Genomic DNA, 15,456 nt, shown 5'->3' on the forward strand with positions numbered 1-15,456 from the left:
GTCGACTTTCCCGAACATTATTCAAATAAAACAAGCTCTTCGATGTGTTATCTCACAATATACTATATCTTTTAAACCATTTCCGTCACAAAGATGACTTTTTTGCAAAAGATTGACGGCTTCCTTTTTTCACTTTATAATGATGAAAGACTTTAGAAAATAAAGGAGCGTGATTTGAATGGAAAAAGGGTTCGTCAAGTGGTTCGATAATAGAAAAGGTTATGGCTTTATTGGTTACAATGAAGACGAGGAAATCTTTGTTCATTTCACAGCAATCGAAGAAGATGGCTTTAAGTCTTTAGAAGAAAATCAAGCTGTTGAATTTCAAGTAATGGAAGGTACACGTGGCTTGCAAGCCGCTCATGTGAAGAAAATATAGAAAAAACAGCACTCTGCTAAGCAGAATGCTGTTTTTTAATAGTGTTTACTAATAGTTAAATCTGGATCCTCAATAATTTGTGCCTTAAACAACGTTTGGTTCTTGATGGCCTCTATAAAAGTTGTCTTATTTTTTTTTGTCATAATAAACATCTGTGTCTCTTCTTTAAACCCAGGAGCTTTTATTTCAATACATTTAGATCCCACTCGAATTATTTCAATTGCTGATAATGTTATTTTTTTACGTCTTACTGGTAAGATTGCATGAATGATCAAGTACTCGTCTTCTACAATAAAATAACGATTATGCCCCAGTAATACAAAGAAAAAGAAAATACCTAACACAATGTTACTAATCAAATAAGGACGAGTGTGTTCCAATGTCAAAATCAAACTTAAAAATAAAATGCCAAATGTACAGGACCAATAAATTATCGCTGATGATAATTCTGGTTGCCAATGATAGACTCTTTTCTTCATGTAGCGACCCCTTAATAGAAATTCAGTATGTTATAATAGTACCACATTTCAACTTTTAACAAAAAGAAAATAAGGAGACTTTTATGTTACGAATATATGTCGATGCTGCAACAAAAGGAAATCCAGGTCCTAGTGGTGGCGGTATCGTTATTGTAGGTGATGCACTACACGAGCAAATCCACACCTTTCTTGGAGAGTGTTCCAACCATGAAGCTGAATTTAAAGTTTTTATTAACGCTCTACAATTGATCATCGAAAAAAGGCAAAACAATCAAACTGTGTTGATCCATTCCGATAGTAAAATCGTTGTACAAACGATTGAAAAAAAACATGCTAAAAACCCATTATTCCAACCTTATCTACATACTTTTCAAGAATTGGAAAGTCAGTTCCCGCTATTATTGGTAAAATGGCTACCTGAAAGCCAGAATAAAGGTGCAGATACTCTAGCAAAACAGGCGCTACAAAAATACTCGTAATATTTTAGAAAAACACATTATTTTACGTAGTTAAATCAGCCATTCTTCCATTTGTTACTTGAAGAATCGACAATGGAGACAACTCTATCTGCAGCCCTCTTTTACCAGCCGATATTATAATCGTGTCAAAGTGATTAGCTTCTTCAGCCAGATAAGTTGGAAACAGTTTTTTCATTCCAATTGGAGAACAGCCACCTCTAATATAGCCGGTTGTTTCTTCTAAATCTTTTAAATGTAACATATCTACTTTTTTATTGCCGCTTGCAGTTGCTAATTTTTTTAAGTCTAATTCTTTATTACCTGGAATTACAGCTACAACAGGTCCCGTTTTATTTCCTATAGTGACCAATGTTTTAAAGATTTTTCCATCTTCTATTCCTATTTTTTTGGCAACACTATCCGCACTTAAATGGTCTTCACTCCATTCAAACTCATATTCGTTGTATGTAAGTTTATGTTGTTCGACAATTCTCATTGCATTTGTCTTTTGTATTTTCTTTTTCTTAGCCATCTTTGTTCACCTCAAGATTAAGTTTATCAAAGAAATCCATGGATGCAAGAAAAAAAGACTAGTTAGAAATGAGCACTCTCGTTTCCAACTAGTCTTTTGATTATAATGCTAACGTTTTTAGCACTTCACGAAGTTCTTCCACTGGAACTTGACCTGGAGCGGATGCCTTTTTAGCGGCTCCAAAAGTCATTGCGGAACCAAAAGTCTCTCCACACATCCGACTAACCATTCCTAATTGTCCCATAGACATGGTAACGATTGGTCGATCCGCATGTACCGACTTCATTTCGTTTGTAGCTGCCAAAAGAGTCAATACATCATCTGACGATTGTGGCATTACAGCGATTTTACAGATATCAGCATTTTTTTCTTGCATGCGACATAATCTTGAAACGATTTCTTCTTTAGTAGGTGTCTTATCAAAATCATGATTACACATCACGATTTTAATGTTTTTTTCGTGCGCTGCTTTGATCGTTTCTTGAACATATGTTTCATCCATAAACAATTCAACATCCAATAAATCAATAATACCATTTTCAATAACTGTTTTGTACAAACCAAAATATTGTTCATCTGAAAATGCAATTTCTCCGCCTTCTTGTTTTGTTCGGAACGTGAAAAGTACGGGTTTATCTGTTAAGATTTCTGCGATTTTTTTTGACATATTAGCAGCTGCTTGAAAATCAGCTACTTGATCAAAAAAATCAACACGCCACTCAACTAAATCGCAATCGATTGTTACTAAATGTTTGGCTTCTTCAATTAGTTCTACTTCATTTTTACCTACTAGAGGAACGATGATTTTAGGACTCCCACTTCCGAGAGTCACGTTTTTAACTCTAACTGTACTCATATTTTTGTATCCTCCTATTTAGATGTATCGACCGTTTGGCGATAACGAATAAAAATAATTACGGCTAAAACAAAACCAATTCCTGCAATGATTGTATCGAATAACATGATACCCCGAACATTGGTTTTAGCAATTTGAGCTGCTGCTACTGGAATAACAAATGAAGCAATACTTCCAAATGTATAATAAATCCCTGTGATTGTTCCTTTACCAGCTGGGAACATTTCACCCATAACAGTCAACCCTAATTGTAACACGCCACCTGCGGCAAAGAAACCGACTAGGGCTGCACCAATCATACAAACGAGTGGTGTTGGGAATAACCACATAATAGCAATCGTCAAAAATGAAACGAATGTATAAATCACAACTAAATAAACTGAACGAACTTTAGAAGCCATAATTGCAGTAAAAGCTACACATAATAATGAGCCAATAGAATAATAAGAAACTAACACGCCCGCATCTGTTTGTGCCATACCAGCGACTTGTTCACCATAGGTTCCAATAAATTGACTAATGAGATAGAACGTTGCCTGTGCAATAAAACCATAGATTACAAAAGCAACCCCTTCAATAGCCATCTTAGGTTTTGACTTAAATTTAACGGTTGGTGCTTGCTCAAAGGCTTCTTCCGTTTCTTCCGCTAGTTTTGCATCTGCATCTGGAAATGGTTGTTTCCATAAGAAAATGGCATTCACACCAAGTAAAATGGCAGCAATCATAAATGACCAACCAAACCATAAGTGATTTGAAGCTAAAAATTTAATGATCAATGGAAGAGCAAATTGTCCACCTTGAATAAAGGCTTTCAACAGTACAGTTGCAGTCCCAGCTGTTTTAGGAAATGATTCCATCAAAGCAGGATATGTTCCAGAATCTAGGAATGAATTAGAAATTCCGGCAACTACTGCAAAAAACATCGCCAATTCAACACTTGGACTATATAATATTCCAAAGAAATAAGCTGCATAGGTAATCATTCCTAAATAAATAAATGGTTTACGTCCGAATTTATCCGATAAACGACCCGAAATCATGATGGCAATCAGACGTCCGATTCCTAACATTGAAATAACTTTAGCGATCCCCATCAAGTCTGTATCCCATTGGGTCATCAATGAATTTTGATTTTGTGAAATAATGATAACGCCCATACCGTGGACAATATAATTGATATATAGACCGATAGCGGTCGGTGTGTATTTGTTTTTCATCGTTTTCTCCTAACTGTTAGTCCTTAAATAGTAATTCTTTAATATAATCAACAGGCATATCTTCCCCAGTGAAATGCTTGAATGCTTCAGCGCCTTGATAAAGCATCATCCCTAAACCGTTGATGGTTTTCTTTGCACCATGTTCGCGCGCAAATTTTAATAGTTTTGTTTCTTTTGGCATATAGACAACATCAAAAACAACTAAATCTGGACGAATCACTTCTGGGTCATTAATCAAGCTCTCTTCTTGCAATGGTTTCATGCCAACACCTGTTGCATCGATATAAATAGCACTTTCACTGATTGATTGTTTGAATGACACTTGATCAGCTAAATCCGTTAAAGTAGCTTTACACTCAGTGTTTTCATTAATTTTTTTCACAGTTTCTTCAGCATTTTTGTAATGTTGATCGTTGATATTAAAAATACGTAGTTCCTTTGCGCCATCTAATGCTGCTTGGATTGCAATTGCGGTTCCAGCACCTCCAGCACCAGTCATCGTAATAATTTGATTTTCAACTTCTACGCCTTCTTCTTTTAATGCACGCATTGCGCCTGTCCCATCAGTCACGTGTCCGACTAAATGCCCTTTTCCATCTTTATTCGTCACAGTGTTTACTGCGCCGACTAATTTTGCAGCAGGTGAAAGCTCATCTAAATAAGGAATGATAGCTTGCTTATTTGGCATTGAAACATTCGAACCGCGAATGCCTAACGCACGAATCCCTTGAACGGCATCTTTTAATTCTTCATTTCCTACTTCGAAAGCCATATATGCATAGTCTAAACCTAACTTGGCAAACGCCTCATTATGCATAGTTGGTGATAAACTATGGCGTATTGGTGTTGCAATCAAACTGATCAATAGTGTGTGTCCGTCAATTCTTTCTGTCATTTTTAAGTTCCCTCACTTTATATAGTTTTTGTTGCTTGTAATCTTTTTGTTTGTTCAAATAACATCTTTTGTGTACGAGTGTTTTCTAGCACTTCGATTGTTTTAAGGATATCACGCGCTTCTCTCGTTCCTTCCATGATTCGTCTAGCAACTTTACTATCCCCCATATTTAAAAGTACAGCGCCATTACTTCTAGCATACTGATCCAATTCACGAATCATTGGTGCTTCTGCGCGCATGCCAAGACATACGAAACCTAAATCAAATGGTAATTCCATCATTTCTCCATCTTTTTCAACTAAAAAACTATTTTCTCTAACTTCCGTCAATTTTGTTTCTACATGCACTTCTACTCCAAATTTTTCAACGATTTCCATCATTGCAAGCTTTGTAATCAAGTCAAGATCTTTTCCGATCTCCCCTTGCATTTCAACGATGCTGACTTTTTTAGCACCACGTTCAGCGTAATATTCTACAACATCTAAACCAACTGCACCGCCGCCGATTACAACAACTTCTTTTCCTTCAAATTCTTGGAATTTCGTCATATCATCTAAAATATCAAAAATAGAAAAGATCTTTCTGTTTGGATTATCTAATTGTTCTTTTAATCCATTGATTGGTGGTAATAATGGTTTTGCTCCAGTAGCATTCACGATAATGTCTGGTCCAATTGCTTGTATATCTTCTAAAGTTGCTGCATGATTTAAATGAATCGCTAAGTTATCCAATTCTTTGCAACGATTGATTTCATACGTAATAAAATCATCGATTCTTTTCTTATCTGGGAACCGAGCGATTTCATGCCCTAATCCACCTAAATAATTTTTTTGTTCAAAAAGCTCTACGCTCACACCAACTTCAGCCGCTGTTGCCGCAGCTTCAAGTCCAGTCGTACCACCACCGATAACGACCATTTTTGTTGGATGTAAAACGGGTTTCATTTTATACTCATCTTCATAATGTAGGTCTGGATTGACAGTACAACGCATCGGACGTGCTTTTGCGATCCGATGATCCGCACAACCAATATTGCAAGAGATACATTTTCTTAGTAAATCTTCTTGTCCGTTAGCCACTTTATTGACCCAATTGGGTTCAGCAATCAACCCTCGGCCCATTGCCAACAAATCCGCATCTCCTGATTCTAGAATTTCTGTCGCCCGTTTAGGACTGCGGATATTTCCAGACGTTACTGTTACTTTATCTGGAAAACGTTCTTTGACCGCTTTTGACATGTAAGCACGCCAACCATCCTCTAAATTCATTTTATCGATTTGATATTGTAAACTGTCATTCAATGCAGCAGATACGTTCAAAATATCCACTTCATCTGCAAAATAGCTTAAAATCTCGATTGTATCTTCTAATGTATTACCACCTTCTAATAATTCATCCGCACTAAAACGAAGCGAAATTGGGAAAAATGGTCCTACAGCTTTTCTAACAGCTTCAACCACTAATTTTGTAAAACGTGCACGATTTTCAGGACTTCCACCAAATTTATCCGTTCGTTTATTATACAATGGAGATAAGAATTGACTTAAGAGATACGAGTGTCCTGCGTGAATTTCTACACAATCAAATCCAGCACGTTGCGCTCTTAGCGCACCATCAGCATAACGATCCACAATACCATATATTTCTTCTTCGGTCAGTGGTCGTGGTATCGGATTGCCTTTTTTAGAAGGAATGTTCGATGCCGAAACGGGTTGCTCTCCATCTAAACGTAATCCGTATGCAGAAGCTCCCGCATGATTGATTTGAACTGAAGTACAGGCACCATATGCGTGCATTTTTTCATTGAAATGCCATAAACCTGAAATGTATTGATCATTGTCCATTCTTAATTGACGAGCACCATTAGTCCCCATCGGATAATCAATGCATACGTTTTCTAGCGTGATCAATCCTGTTCCGCCTTTGGCACGTTGTTCATAGTATGAAACATGTTGCATACTGAACGTTCCGTCCATGTTAGCGAAGTTTGTTCCCATTGGTGGCATAACAACACGATTTTTTAAAGTCATTCGTTTTACAGTTAAAGGTTCAAAGATTGCTTGATAATTATTCATGGTTACCTCCTAAATTTAAATGTGAAGGGAGCTTTTTTAGCCTCGATAGAGAAATAGGGAAAAAGAAATGACGACACTTTTTATTGTCTTCGTTTTTCCTGAAAAATACTTAACTCAACCTCACATTGTTAAATAATTCACAATTACTATGAATTTATTTTAATCCATAAAACCAATAAATTCCAATGAATGTTTTTCATGTTTTGTATAAACAAAATTTATAGATAAAGGTGGATTGTTTTTTAATGCATCTTTATCTATTTATTGATAAACTATACTTATGTATGAATGATTGATAAGGAGTTTTTATAAATGAATTTGCGACAACTAGAATTTTTTAGAATGTTAGCTGATACCCAACATATGACCCATGCAGCTAAATTATTAAATACGACTCAGCCAAATTTAAGTCACTCAATGTCCGAATTGGAAAAAGAGCTTGACGCCCAACTATTTGAAAAAAAAGGGCGAAATATCCAACTAACAAAATATGGAAAATTTTTCTATACATATGTTTCTACTGCTTTAGAAGAATTAGCTAAAGGGGAACGTGCGTTAAAAGAATTAGTCAGTCCAGAAAAAGGGCTGATTGATTTTGGTTTTATCTATACTGCTGGTTCGTTTTTAGCACCGATGTTAATGAAAGAATTTTCAGCTTATCCTGGCAACGAGCAAATTCGTTTTAACTTATTTCAAGGTAATTCTTCTGATATGACCGATCTACTCCTGAAAGAAGATGTTGATATTGCCATTACTTCTAAGCTAAAAGAAGATGAACAACTTAATTATGAGATTTTGACAGAACAAGAAATCGTACTAGTTGTTCCTTCAGAACATCCCTTGGCTACTTATGATCGTATTTCGTTAAAAGAAACGAGTGATTACCCATTTGTTTATTTTAATGACCGAAGCGGTTTGCGTCCTTATATTGATAAAATGCTAACAGCTGCTTCTGTTACACCAACTATTGTATGTGAAGTAGAAGAAGATCATACAATGTTAGGGTTCGTTGCTTATGATTACGGGATTGCTTTAATGCCAAAAATCCCTTCGATTTCAGCTTATGACGTTAAAACGATTGCTCTTGAAGACAATTTCTTTCCCCGTTATATCTATTTAGCAACAAAAAAAGATCATTTTCTGTCACCTGCTGCCTTACGGTTCAAAGAATTTATTGTGCCGTATGCACAAAATATGTTCTATCAGTAAAAAAAGGATGTGGGATAAAAGTAAACATTACTTTTGTTTCACACCCTAAATTCTATTATTCGCTTCTGTCACAGCCTGCTTTTATTTTTCTATCTCAATAAAAAAGACTTTTAAATAGTTGCCTTCTTCAAACTGTTTATTTGTTTTAAAATCACTCGGTAGTTGGTAGGTTTCTTTGAATTGATAGCGAACTCGTTTTTCTTCTAAAGATTGAACTATCATTTTTTTGTATTTTTCTAAAGAAATATTAGCCGCGTTTGTCGAAGCCACTAACAATCCTTCTTTTTTTAGAATATCAACAGAATCCTTTACTAAATCGCCGTAGTGTTTTGCAACTGAAAAAACTTTTTTCTTGTTTCTAGCAAAACTTGGTGGATCAAGAATAATGACGTCATAGTATAATTGTTTTCGTGCCGCGTATTTGAAATAGTCAAAGACATCCATCACCACGATTTTTTGATTTTCTACAGCCAAGTGATTCACTTCAAATTGCTCTTTTGTCTTCGGTAAGCTGCGTTTGGCTAAATCAACACTCGTTGTCGTGGCTGAGCCGCCCATCGCACTGGCAACCGAAAATGCGCCAGTATAACTGAACATGTTCAGTACTGTTTTTCCTGCAACTATCCCTTCAATTAAGCGACCACGAACTTCTTTTTGATCCAAAAATATCCCAGTCATAAGTCCATCATTCAAATAAGTAGCATATGTGACGCCATTTTCGTAAACTAAAAGCGGTTCAGGAGCATCTGAGCCGAATAATTTTTGTGATTCTGGTAACGAATGAGATGAAAAGCGAATTTTTTCATACGCCCCTTTGATTTCTGGCCAACTTTTTCTAAATGCTTGAATGATTTCTTCCTTCTTTTGATACAACGTTTCATTATACCAAGAAAATACAGCGAAATCATCGTAACGATCAATAATCAAGCCACCAAGGCCATCCCCTTCTCCGTTAAATAAGCGGTAAGCAGTAGTTGATTCATTATTTTCATAGGCTACTCTGTGATTTTTAGCTTTTACAAATAAACTTTCTAGAAAAGATAAATCCATACATCCCTGCCAGTTTACTAGCCAGCCGATGCCTTTATTTTGCTCGCCAAGATAGCCAGTTGCAATGAATTGCCCTTTGCTATCAACGAAATCTATCCACTCGGCTGAAAACGACTTAGGAACATCAAGTAAATCCTCTTTTTGAAGCAGCGGATATCTGCCTTTAAACTTTTTTTCTGATTTTTTTGTTACCATTATATTCATTTATTGTTACATCCTTTATCCTAATTTAATTTTTATGCGCAACAATTCAGTTGTTTACATCTTCATCCTTGGCTAGTATATCAAAAAATGATTCCTCTGTCGTTAGGTATACATGAATTGTTAAACTTTTTGATTCTGTTAAGAAAAGTAAAATTTTATTAACTTTCCTTCGTTCTATCCTGATTTAAATTGACATAGAATAACAGAGAGAGTAGAATTGTAGGAGTATATGAAAAGCTTTTGAAAAGATTTCAGTAGCTTTCTTTTAGATTTGACTTTGGAAAGGATACGTTTACTTTGAATATTATAAAAAAAATACATATGCCTAAATTTTTAAACACTCGATTAGGTCTTTTTGGATTTGTTGCAGTGTTGATTTGGCTAAAAAACATTTTTGCTTATACAGTTGATTTTCATTTGAGAATCGAAAATGCGTTTGAATATTTCATTCTCTTCATTAATCCAATTGCTTCTACATTTTTCTTGTTGTCAATTGCATTATTTGTTCGAAGAAAGAAAGCTTCTTATAGTACGATGATGATTATTTATTTCTTAATGTCTTTACTGTTATTTTCTAATGTTGTCTATTACAGAGAATTTACTGATTTTATCACTGTCAATACTATGCTTGGTGCTGGAAAAGTTGCGAGCGGTCTTGGCGAAAGTGCTCTGCGTTTATTTAGACCTTATGATGTGCTTTATTGGCTTGATTTTATTATCGTCGGTATTTTGTTGCTTACTAAAAAAATCAAGATGGACGAACGTCCAGTTAGAGCTCGCGTTGCTGTTTCAATTAGTATGTTATCTGCTTTATTCTTTGTAGCAAACTTAACTTTAGCTGAAACTGCTCGCCCTCAACTATTAGGACGTCAATTTTCCCGTGACTATATTGTTAAATTTTTAGGATTAAATGCCTTTACTGTTTATGATGGTGTAACAACTTACCAAACAAACCAAGTACGCGCAGAAGCTAGTGAAAATGATATGGATGCTGTTTCCGATTACGTTAAAGATCATTACGCAGCGCCGAATCCAGATACTTTTGGTATAGCCAAAGGTAAAAATGTCATTTATATTCATTTAGAAAGTTTCCAACAATTTTTGATTGATTACAAGTTAAAAGATGAAAAAGGTGTTGAACATGTTGTTACTCCTTTTATCAACAGCTTATATCATAGTAATAGCACCTATAGTTTTGATAACTTCTTCCATCAAGTTGGACAAGGAAAAACAAGTGATGCTGAGACAATGTTCGAAAATTCATTATTTGGCTTAGATCAAGGTTCTTTATTCACACAAGTCGGTGGTAAAAATACCTTTGAAGCAGCTCCTGCTATTTTAGGTCAGGAAGCGGGTTATACAAGTGCTGTTTTCCATGGGAATGCTGGTAACTTCTGGAATCGTAATGAAACATACAAACACTTAGGTTACAATTATTTCTTTGATGCTAATTACTATGATGTTAATGAAGATAACTCGTTCCAATATGGCTTGCATGACAAACCGTTTTTCCAACAATCTGCACAATACTTGGAACATTTACAACAACCATTTTATTCTAAATTTATTGCTGTTTCTAACCACTATCCTTATTCTCAATTTACAAATGACGAAGCTGGATTCCCGATTGCTACAACTTCTGATGAAACAATCAACGGTTATTTCGCTACAGCAAACTATCTTGATAAAGCAGTTGAAGAATTCTTTAACTATTTAAAAGCTTCTGGTTTGTACGAAAACTCTGTGATCGTTCTTTATGGTGATCATTATGGCGTTTCAACTTCTAGAAATCAAAACTTAGCAGAATTGCTTGGAAAGACAAAATCAACATGGAACGATTTTGATAATTCAACTATGCAACGCGTTCCTTATATGATTCACATACCAGGTCAATCAAATGGTGGAATCAATCATACGTATGGTGGTCAAATCGATGCGCTACCTACCCTATTACACTTAATGGGTATTGATACTAAAAACTATATTCAAATGGGACAAGACTTGTTCTCTAAAGAAAACGCCCAACTAGTGGCTTTTAGAAATGGGAATTATGTGTCTCCAAAATATACGATGCTTGGCTCTAGTATCTATGAAACAGCCACTGGTCGTTTAATCGAAGAACCAACGGAACAAGAAAAACAAGAAGCACATGCCTTAAAAGACAAAGCGAATTTACAACTTGAAATGTCTGATCAAACAACAAATGGGGACTTGCTTCGCTTCTATACAAATAGTGGATTAACACCAGTAAATCCAGATGATTATAATTACAAAGATCAATTAAAACAATTAGAAAAAATCGAAGAGGATAAAGGGGGAAAATCAACAAGTATTTATAGTAAAAATAATAATACTTCTACCGTTGATAAATACCACACTGAATCTTACCAAGATTATCTAAAATCTGGAAAATAATCACAAAAGCTTGAGTAAATTACTCAAGCTTTTTTATATCTTATTCATAATTTATTCATATTCTTCTTTTATACTTAGTTTAGTGAGGTGAAACTATTTGAAAAATATTCGTTACGCTTTCGCTAGCGTTTCTTACCATAAAAAACTTTCTTTTGGTATTGGTGCTTGCTCTGTTTTATTTCTATTTGTATTAACGAGTATTTTAAACCTTCGGGATATCGAAAAAAACTTTTATAATCAAGTGAGTCAACTAATCAACAATAACGACTATCATTTGAATTATCAAAAAATTATGCAGCAATACTCTTCTTTGTATATTATTCTCTTGTTTCTTTGGATCATACTGATCACAACATTACTAATCGTTTCGTTAAAATTAAAAAAACAGGATATGATAAAATGGCGTATTATGGGCTTTTCAAATCGTTTTGTCATCAAACAATCGATACTTGAAAGTCTTATTCCGATATCAGCAGGCATATTGACCACAGCGGTGTTCCTTATTGTCTGTCAGCATACATATGAATATATTTTAGTTTACGTTAGACCCCTACTTGCAAATGTTATGGGAATCAAAAGAGTGCCCTTTTTCTCTTCGCAAGTTCTAGTTGAAAGTACCCCTAATTCAGTGACGAATACTTCAGGAGATACTCATTTTTTATCAATGAGTATAGGTAGTTTGCCAATCGCAACAATTTTCAAAGCTTTTTTTAAAAATTGTTTCCTCCTTTTATCCATTACAACTGGTATTACAGTAATTTCAACTTCTTTTCTTTTCAGGAAATCGCAAAAAGCATATAGGATGTGAGTGAATGAATTTTACTTTAGCACAAAATTGGACCGAAGACAGCTTTAAAGAATTGTTCCAACAACAACATATGACGGTTGTATTAGAAGATCAGAGTAGCATTCAGGCTGATTTTTACTTTCTTATCGATAAAACATTTAGTATGAAGCAGTCGATGGCTGTTGGATTTATTCTATCTGAAAATACCTTTTTGCCTTATCTCTCAATCATGGACAACCTTTTTGTTGGTTCTTCAATAAAAGAAAGAAATAAAAAGAAAACGCTGAATGAGTGGTTTGATTATGTTGGTCTGACTGAAAGTATTTTAAATAAATCAGAAGAACAGTTGACCACATTTGAACAAATCAAGCTTCAGTTAGTTCAGTTACTACTAATAGAAAAAGACATCATTATTATTGATGATATCTTCCAAGATTTATCTATAGGTCAAAGACAAGAACTATTACCATTACTACAAAAAATCGCAAAAGAAAAACAAAAAGCGATTCTTGTTTTGACGAATGATATTCAAATAGCTGAAAGTCCTTATATGGATAAAATTATTAAGACAGCTTAAAAAAGCCAGTTAAACATTTTCTGTTTAACTGGTTTTTCTTTATGTTACATCTTCTATTTCAACGTCAGGAAATGAAATAGTAAAACTAGTCCCCTTCCCTTCTTGGCTTTCAACGTGGATTTTACCTTTGTGTAAACGAACTAATTGCTCAACAATCGATAAACCTAGTCCAGATTCACCATATTTTGTATTTTTTCTAGAAGGATCTACTTTGTAGTAGCGGTCCCAAATATTTTGAACTTGCTCTTCTGTCATACCGATCCCTGTATCTGAAATTGTTATGATTGTCTCTAAATATCCTTTTTGCAGGTGAACACGAATCTCACCATCCTGAGTAAATTGAATCGCATTTTGAATAATATTCACCATTATCTGAACAAAACGATCATAATCCGCATAAACATCAATTGCGTCATCAGCCTCTAAAATAAGCTTATCATTAGCCGTTTCAGCTTTTCCCTCTAATTGAGTGAGAATATCTTTTAATGTTTCAGTTGCATTGAATTTTTTAACGACAATACTAATTTGATTGGTTCTAATTTTTTCATAGTCTAAGTTTTCATTTACAAGCCGAATTAAGCGAGAGGTTTCATTTTGCATCAATTTAATGGCTTTTTCTCTTTGACCTTCTGGAATCGCGTTGTATTGCAACCCTTCTAACAAGCCATTGATTGTAGTTAAAGGGGTTCTCATCTCGTGAGAAGCATCTGCCATGAATTGGCGACGACGATCTTCTTGACGATCGATTTCTTCCCTAGACTCTTTCAGTGACTCAGCCATTTTATTGAAGTCTTCCGCTAAATCATCAAATTCATCTTTATCGTGTGTAACCAGTTTAACATCAAAATTACCACTTGTGATTTCCTTCGTGGCCTTTCTCATACGATTGATTCGCTTCACTTGAAAACTAGCAAAGAAATAACTTAAAATCAAACCGACAATGCTGGAGATGATAAAACCTTTGAAGAGATTCGCTGTGATCGCATCCATACTATCAGAAACGTTCTTGGCTGGTTGCGTAATAACTAATGCACCTATGATGACATTTTCATTTGACTGGACGTTGGTCTGACTGACCGGCATCATCACATAAGAAGAGATATGATTATTTCCATAAATATCTTTGTTGATGGTTGCATATTCTTGCTGTCCTTCCATGAGTGCTGCCCAATTTTCTTTAATGACGGAATCGTCTATTTTTTTTTCAGTGTTCAAAGGATACTGCACTTTCATATCCCTGTCATAAAAAACAAACTGAACATCTTGATTACTTAAAAAACCTTCAAATAAACTAAACGATGTATTCCAAATATCTTGATCTGTCATTCCAGGAAGTCTGTTGATTGAATCTTTTGCTTTCCAAGCGGATATTGCATAGCCTCTAAGTTGTTCATAATTATTATCTTGCAACGTTTTTTTTGTTAATTGCGTAAAAGAGGTCCCTACAATTAGGATAATTAAAATAATCACACCCCAGAACGCTAATAGCTGTTGGTATAAATATTTCATTTAAGCGACTCCAGAATCGTCAAATTTATACCCAACACCCCAAACAGTTTGAATCACTTGCGGCCCAACTTTTTCAATTTTTTGACGCAATTTTTTGATGTGTGCGTCTACCGTTCGTTCATCGCCAAAATATTGATAATCCCAAACCATTTCAAGTAACTGTTCCCGTGAAAATACTTGTCTTGGTTTTTTCGCTAAGGTATACAGTAAATCGAATTCCTTTGGCGTTAAACCATCAATCAATTTTTCATCCAGGTATGCTTCTCTGGTCTTTGTGTTCATTTTAAAGTGATCTGTCTCCACATCAAACTGGTCATTTGAACGAACAGTCCCATCTGTTGCATGTTCGCCAATCTCGGAGCGCCGGTGCAGCGCTTTGATACGTGCAATCAATGTCAATGGACTGAATGGTTTTGTCACATAGTCGTCAGCGCCCATTTCTAGCCCGATTACTTGATCGCTTTCTGAATCTCTAGCAGTCAGCATTATAATTGGAACGGTATTTGAAATTTTCCGTACTTCACGGCAAACTGCCATACCATCCATCGTTGGCAAATTCAAATCTAGTGTGATCATGTCCCATTTTTCAGGATTTTCCAAAAAAGTATCCAATCCATCCTTGCCATCATATTTAAAGGTCGCTTCCCACCCTTCATTTAGGAAAAACATTTGCATCATTTCTGAAACTGATTCATTATCTTCTATCATTAAAACATTCATTATTTAATCGCCTCTTCCCTTTAAGATTAACGTCATTTATATTATACTCTAAAAATCATCAAGCTCCAATAACTTCTATCTTTCTTCAAAAAAG

At 35.1% G+C, this 15,456-nt stretch carries 15 protein-coding genes; 6 read left to right on the forward strand and 9 right to left on the reverse strand.

Annotation, left to right across the window (positions count from 1 at the left end; genetic code table 11):
* The first annotated feature begins 178 nt into the window (after positions 1-178).
* Positions 179-379 (forward strand): cold-shock protein, encoded by a 201-nt coding sequence (locus tag IGJ34_RS08410; protein ID WP_206850115.1) that lies wholly within the window; start codon positions 179-181, stop codon positions 377-379.
* A 35-nt stretch (positions 380-414) separates the two neighbouring features.
* Here IGJ34_RS08410 and IGJ34_RS08415 read toward each other — a convergent pair whose 3' ends face one another.
* Positions 415-858 (reverse strand): EbsA family protein, encoded by a 444-nt coding sequence (locus IGJ34_RS08415; RefSeq protein ID WP_111247925.1) that lies wholly within the window; start codon positions 856-858, stop codon positions 415-417.
* Between the two features lie 83 nt (positions 859-941).
* On the opposite strand from IGJ34_RS08415, the gene IGJ34_RS08420 reads away from it, so the two are divergent.
* Positions 942-1,337 carry a ribonuclease HI family protein gene (locus tag IGJ34_RS08420; protein WP_069654831.1) on the forward strand — a complete coding sequence of 132 codons (396 nt, stop codon included), beginning with the start codon at positions 942-944 and terminating at the stop codon, positions 1,335-1,337.
* Positions 1,338-1,359: 22 nt separating this feature from the next.
* Here IGJ34_RS08420 and ybaK read toward each other — a convergent pair whose 3' ends face one another.
* From ybaK to IGJ34_RS08445, 5 genes are all read right to left on the reverse strand, one after another.
* Complete coding sequence (ybaK, locus tag IGJ34_RS08425) at positions 1,360-1,848, reverse strand: Cys-tRNA(Pro) deacylase (protein ID WP_069654830.1); 489 nt, start codon at positions 1,846-1,848, stop codon at positions 1,360-1,362.
* Positions 1,849-1,948: 100 nt separating this feature from the next.
* Complete coding sequence (gene aroD / locus IGJ34_RS08430) at positions 1,949-2,704, reverse strand: type I 3-dehydroquinate dehydratase (RefSeq protein ID WP_069654829.1); 756 nt, start codon at positions 2,702-2,704, stop codon at positions 1,949-1,951.
* Between the two features lie 14 nt (positions 2,705-2,718).
* On the reverse strand, positions 2,719-3,921 hold the full coding sequence (locus IGJ34_RS08435; protein ID WP_111247928.1) for an MFS transporter: 1,203 nt from the start codon (positions 3,919-3,921) through the stop codon (positions 2,719-2,721).
* A 16-nt stretch (positions 3,922-3,937) separates the two neighbouring features.
* Entirely contained in the window at positions 3,938-4,816 is an 879-nt protein-coding gene (locus IGJ34_RS08440) for a shikimate dehydrogenase (protein WP_069654827.1), read from the reverse strand.
* Positions 4,817-4,833: 17 nt separating this feature from the next.
* Entirely contained in the window at positions 4,834-6,891 is a 2,058-nt protein-coding gene (locus IGJ34_RS08445; RefSeq protein ID WP_430597215.1) for an FAD-dependent oxidoreductase, read from the reverse strand.
* Between the two features lie 312 nt (positions 6,892-7,203).
* On the opposite strand from IGJ34_RS08445, the gene IGJ34_RS08450 reads away from it, so the two are divergent.
* On the forward strand, positions 7,204-8,100 hold the full coding sequence (locus tag IGJ34_RS08450; protein WP_069654825.1) for a LysR family transcriptional regulator: 897 nt from the start codon (positions 7,204-7,206) through the stop codon (positions 8,098-8,100).
* Positions 8,101-8,181: 81 nt separating this feature from the next.
* Here the strand turns inward: IGJ34_RS08450 and IGJ34_RS08455 are convergent, their stop codons facing one another.
* Positions 8,182-9,354: a class I SAM-dependent rRNA methyltransferase gene (locus IGJ34_RS08455; RefSeq protein WP_430597216.1), complete on the reverse strand. Its 1,173-nt coding sequence runs from the start codon at positions 9,352-9,354 to the stop codon at positions 8,182-8,184.
* 306 nt (positions 9,355-9,660) lie between these two features.
* Between IGJ34_RS08455 and IGJ34_RS08460 the strand changes: the two genes are divergently transcribed.
* The 3 genes from IGJ34_RS08460 (at position 9,661) to IGJ34_RS08470 (ending at position 13,133) form a co-directional block, all read left to right on the forward strand.
* Complete coding sequence (locus tag IGJ34_RS08460; protein ID WP_430598527.1) at positions 9,661-11,769, forward strand: LTA synthase family protein; 2,109 nt, start codon at positions 9,661-9,663, stop codon at positions 11,767-11,769.
* A gap of 97 nt (positions 11,770-11,866) precedes the next feature.
* The gene (locus tag IGJ34_RS08465) at positions 11,867-12,577 is read left to right on the forward strand and encodes a hypothetical protein (RefSeq protein ID WP_206836368.1); all 711 of its coding nucleotides are present in this window, start codon (positions 11,867-11,869) and stop codon (positions 12,575-12,577) included.
* A gap of 4 nt (positions 12,578-12,581) precedes the next feature.
* Positions 12,582-13,133 (forward strand): hypothetical protein, encoded by a 552-nt coding sequence (locus IGJ34_RS08470; protein ID WP_069654822.1) that lies wholly within the window; start codon positions 12,582-12,584, stop codon positions 13,131-13,133.
* Positions 13,134-13,172: 39 nt separating this feature from the next.
* On the opposite strand, the gene IGJ34_RS08475 is transcribed toward IGJ34_RS08470, so the two are convergent.
* A complete protein-coding gene (locus IGJ34_RS08475) occupies positions 13,173-14,642 on the reverse strand; it encodes a sensor histidine kinase (protein ID WP_069654821.1) in 1,470 nt (489 codons plus the stop codon).
* On the reverse strand, positions 14,643-15,362 hold the full coding sequence (locus tag IGJ34_RS08480; RefSeq protein ID WP_069654820.1) for a response regulator transcription factor: 720 nt from the start codon (positions 15,360-15,362) through the stop codon (positions 14,643-14,645).
* Positions 15,363-15,456 lie beyond the last annotated feature (94 nt).

It is taken from the genome of Enterococcus sp. AZ177 (assembly GCF_050544585.1).
In the GTDB taxonomy this organism is placed as follows: domain Bacteria; phylum Bacillota; class Bacilli; order Lactobacillales; family Enterococcaceae; genus Enterococcus_L; species Enterococcus_L plantarum.

Coding starts and splice junctions, on each gene's coding strand:
- IGJ34_RS08440 (WP_069654827.1), bottom strand. CDS start 4,816: ATGACAGAAAGAATTGACGGACACACACTATTGATCAGTTTGATTGCA.
- IGJ34_RS08445 (WP_430597215.1), bottom strand. CDS start 6,891: ATGAATAATTATCAAGCAATCTTTGAACCTTTAACTGTAAAACGAATG.
- IGJ34_RS08480 (WP_069654820.1), bottom strand. CDS start 15,362: ATGAATGTTTTAATGATAGAAGATAATGAATCAGTTTCAGAAATGATG.
- IGJ34_RS08415 (WP_111247925.1), bottom strand. CDS start 858: ATGAAGAAAAGAGTCTATCATTGGCAACCAGAATTATCATCAGCGATA.
- ybaK (WP_069654830.1), bottom strand. CDS start 1,848: ATGGCTAAGAAAAAGAAAATACAAAAGACAAATGCAATGAGAATTGTC.
- IGJ34_RS08470 (WP_069654822.1), top strand. CDS start 12,582: ATGAATTTTACTTTAGCACAAAATTGGACCGAAGACAGCTTTAAAGAA.
- IGJ34_RS08450 (WP_069654825.1), top strand. CDS start 7,204: ATGAATTTGCGACAACTAGAATTTTTTAGAATGTTAGCTGATACCCAA.
- IGJ34_RS08455 (WP_430597216.1), bottom strand. CDS start 9,354: ATGAATATAATGGTAACAAAAAAATCAGAAAAAAAGTTTAAAGGCAGA.
- IGJ34_RS08420 (WP_069654831.1), top strand. CDS start 942: ATGTTACGAATATATGTCGATGCTGCAACAAAAGGAAATCCAGGTCCT.
- IGJ34_RS08435 (WP_111247928.1), bottom strand. CDS start 3,921: ATGAAAAACAAATACACACCGACCGCTATCGGTCTATATATCAATTAT.
- IGJ34_RS08410 (WP_206850115.1), top strand. CDS start 179: ATGGAAAAAGGGTTCGTCAAGTGGTTCGATAATAGAAAAGGTTATGGC.
- aroD (WP_069654829.1), bottom strand. CDS start 2,704: ATGAGTACAGTTAGAGTTAAAAACGTGACTCTCGGAAGTGGGAGTCCT.
- IGJ34_RS08475 (WP_069654821.1), bottom strand. CDS start 14,642: ATGAAATATTTATACCAACAGCTATTAGCGTTCTGGGGTGTGATTATT.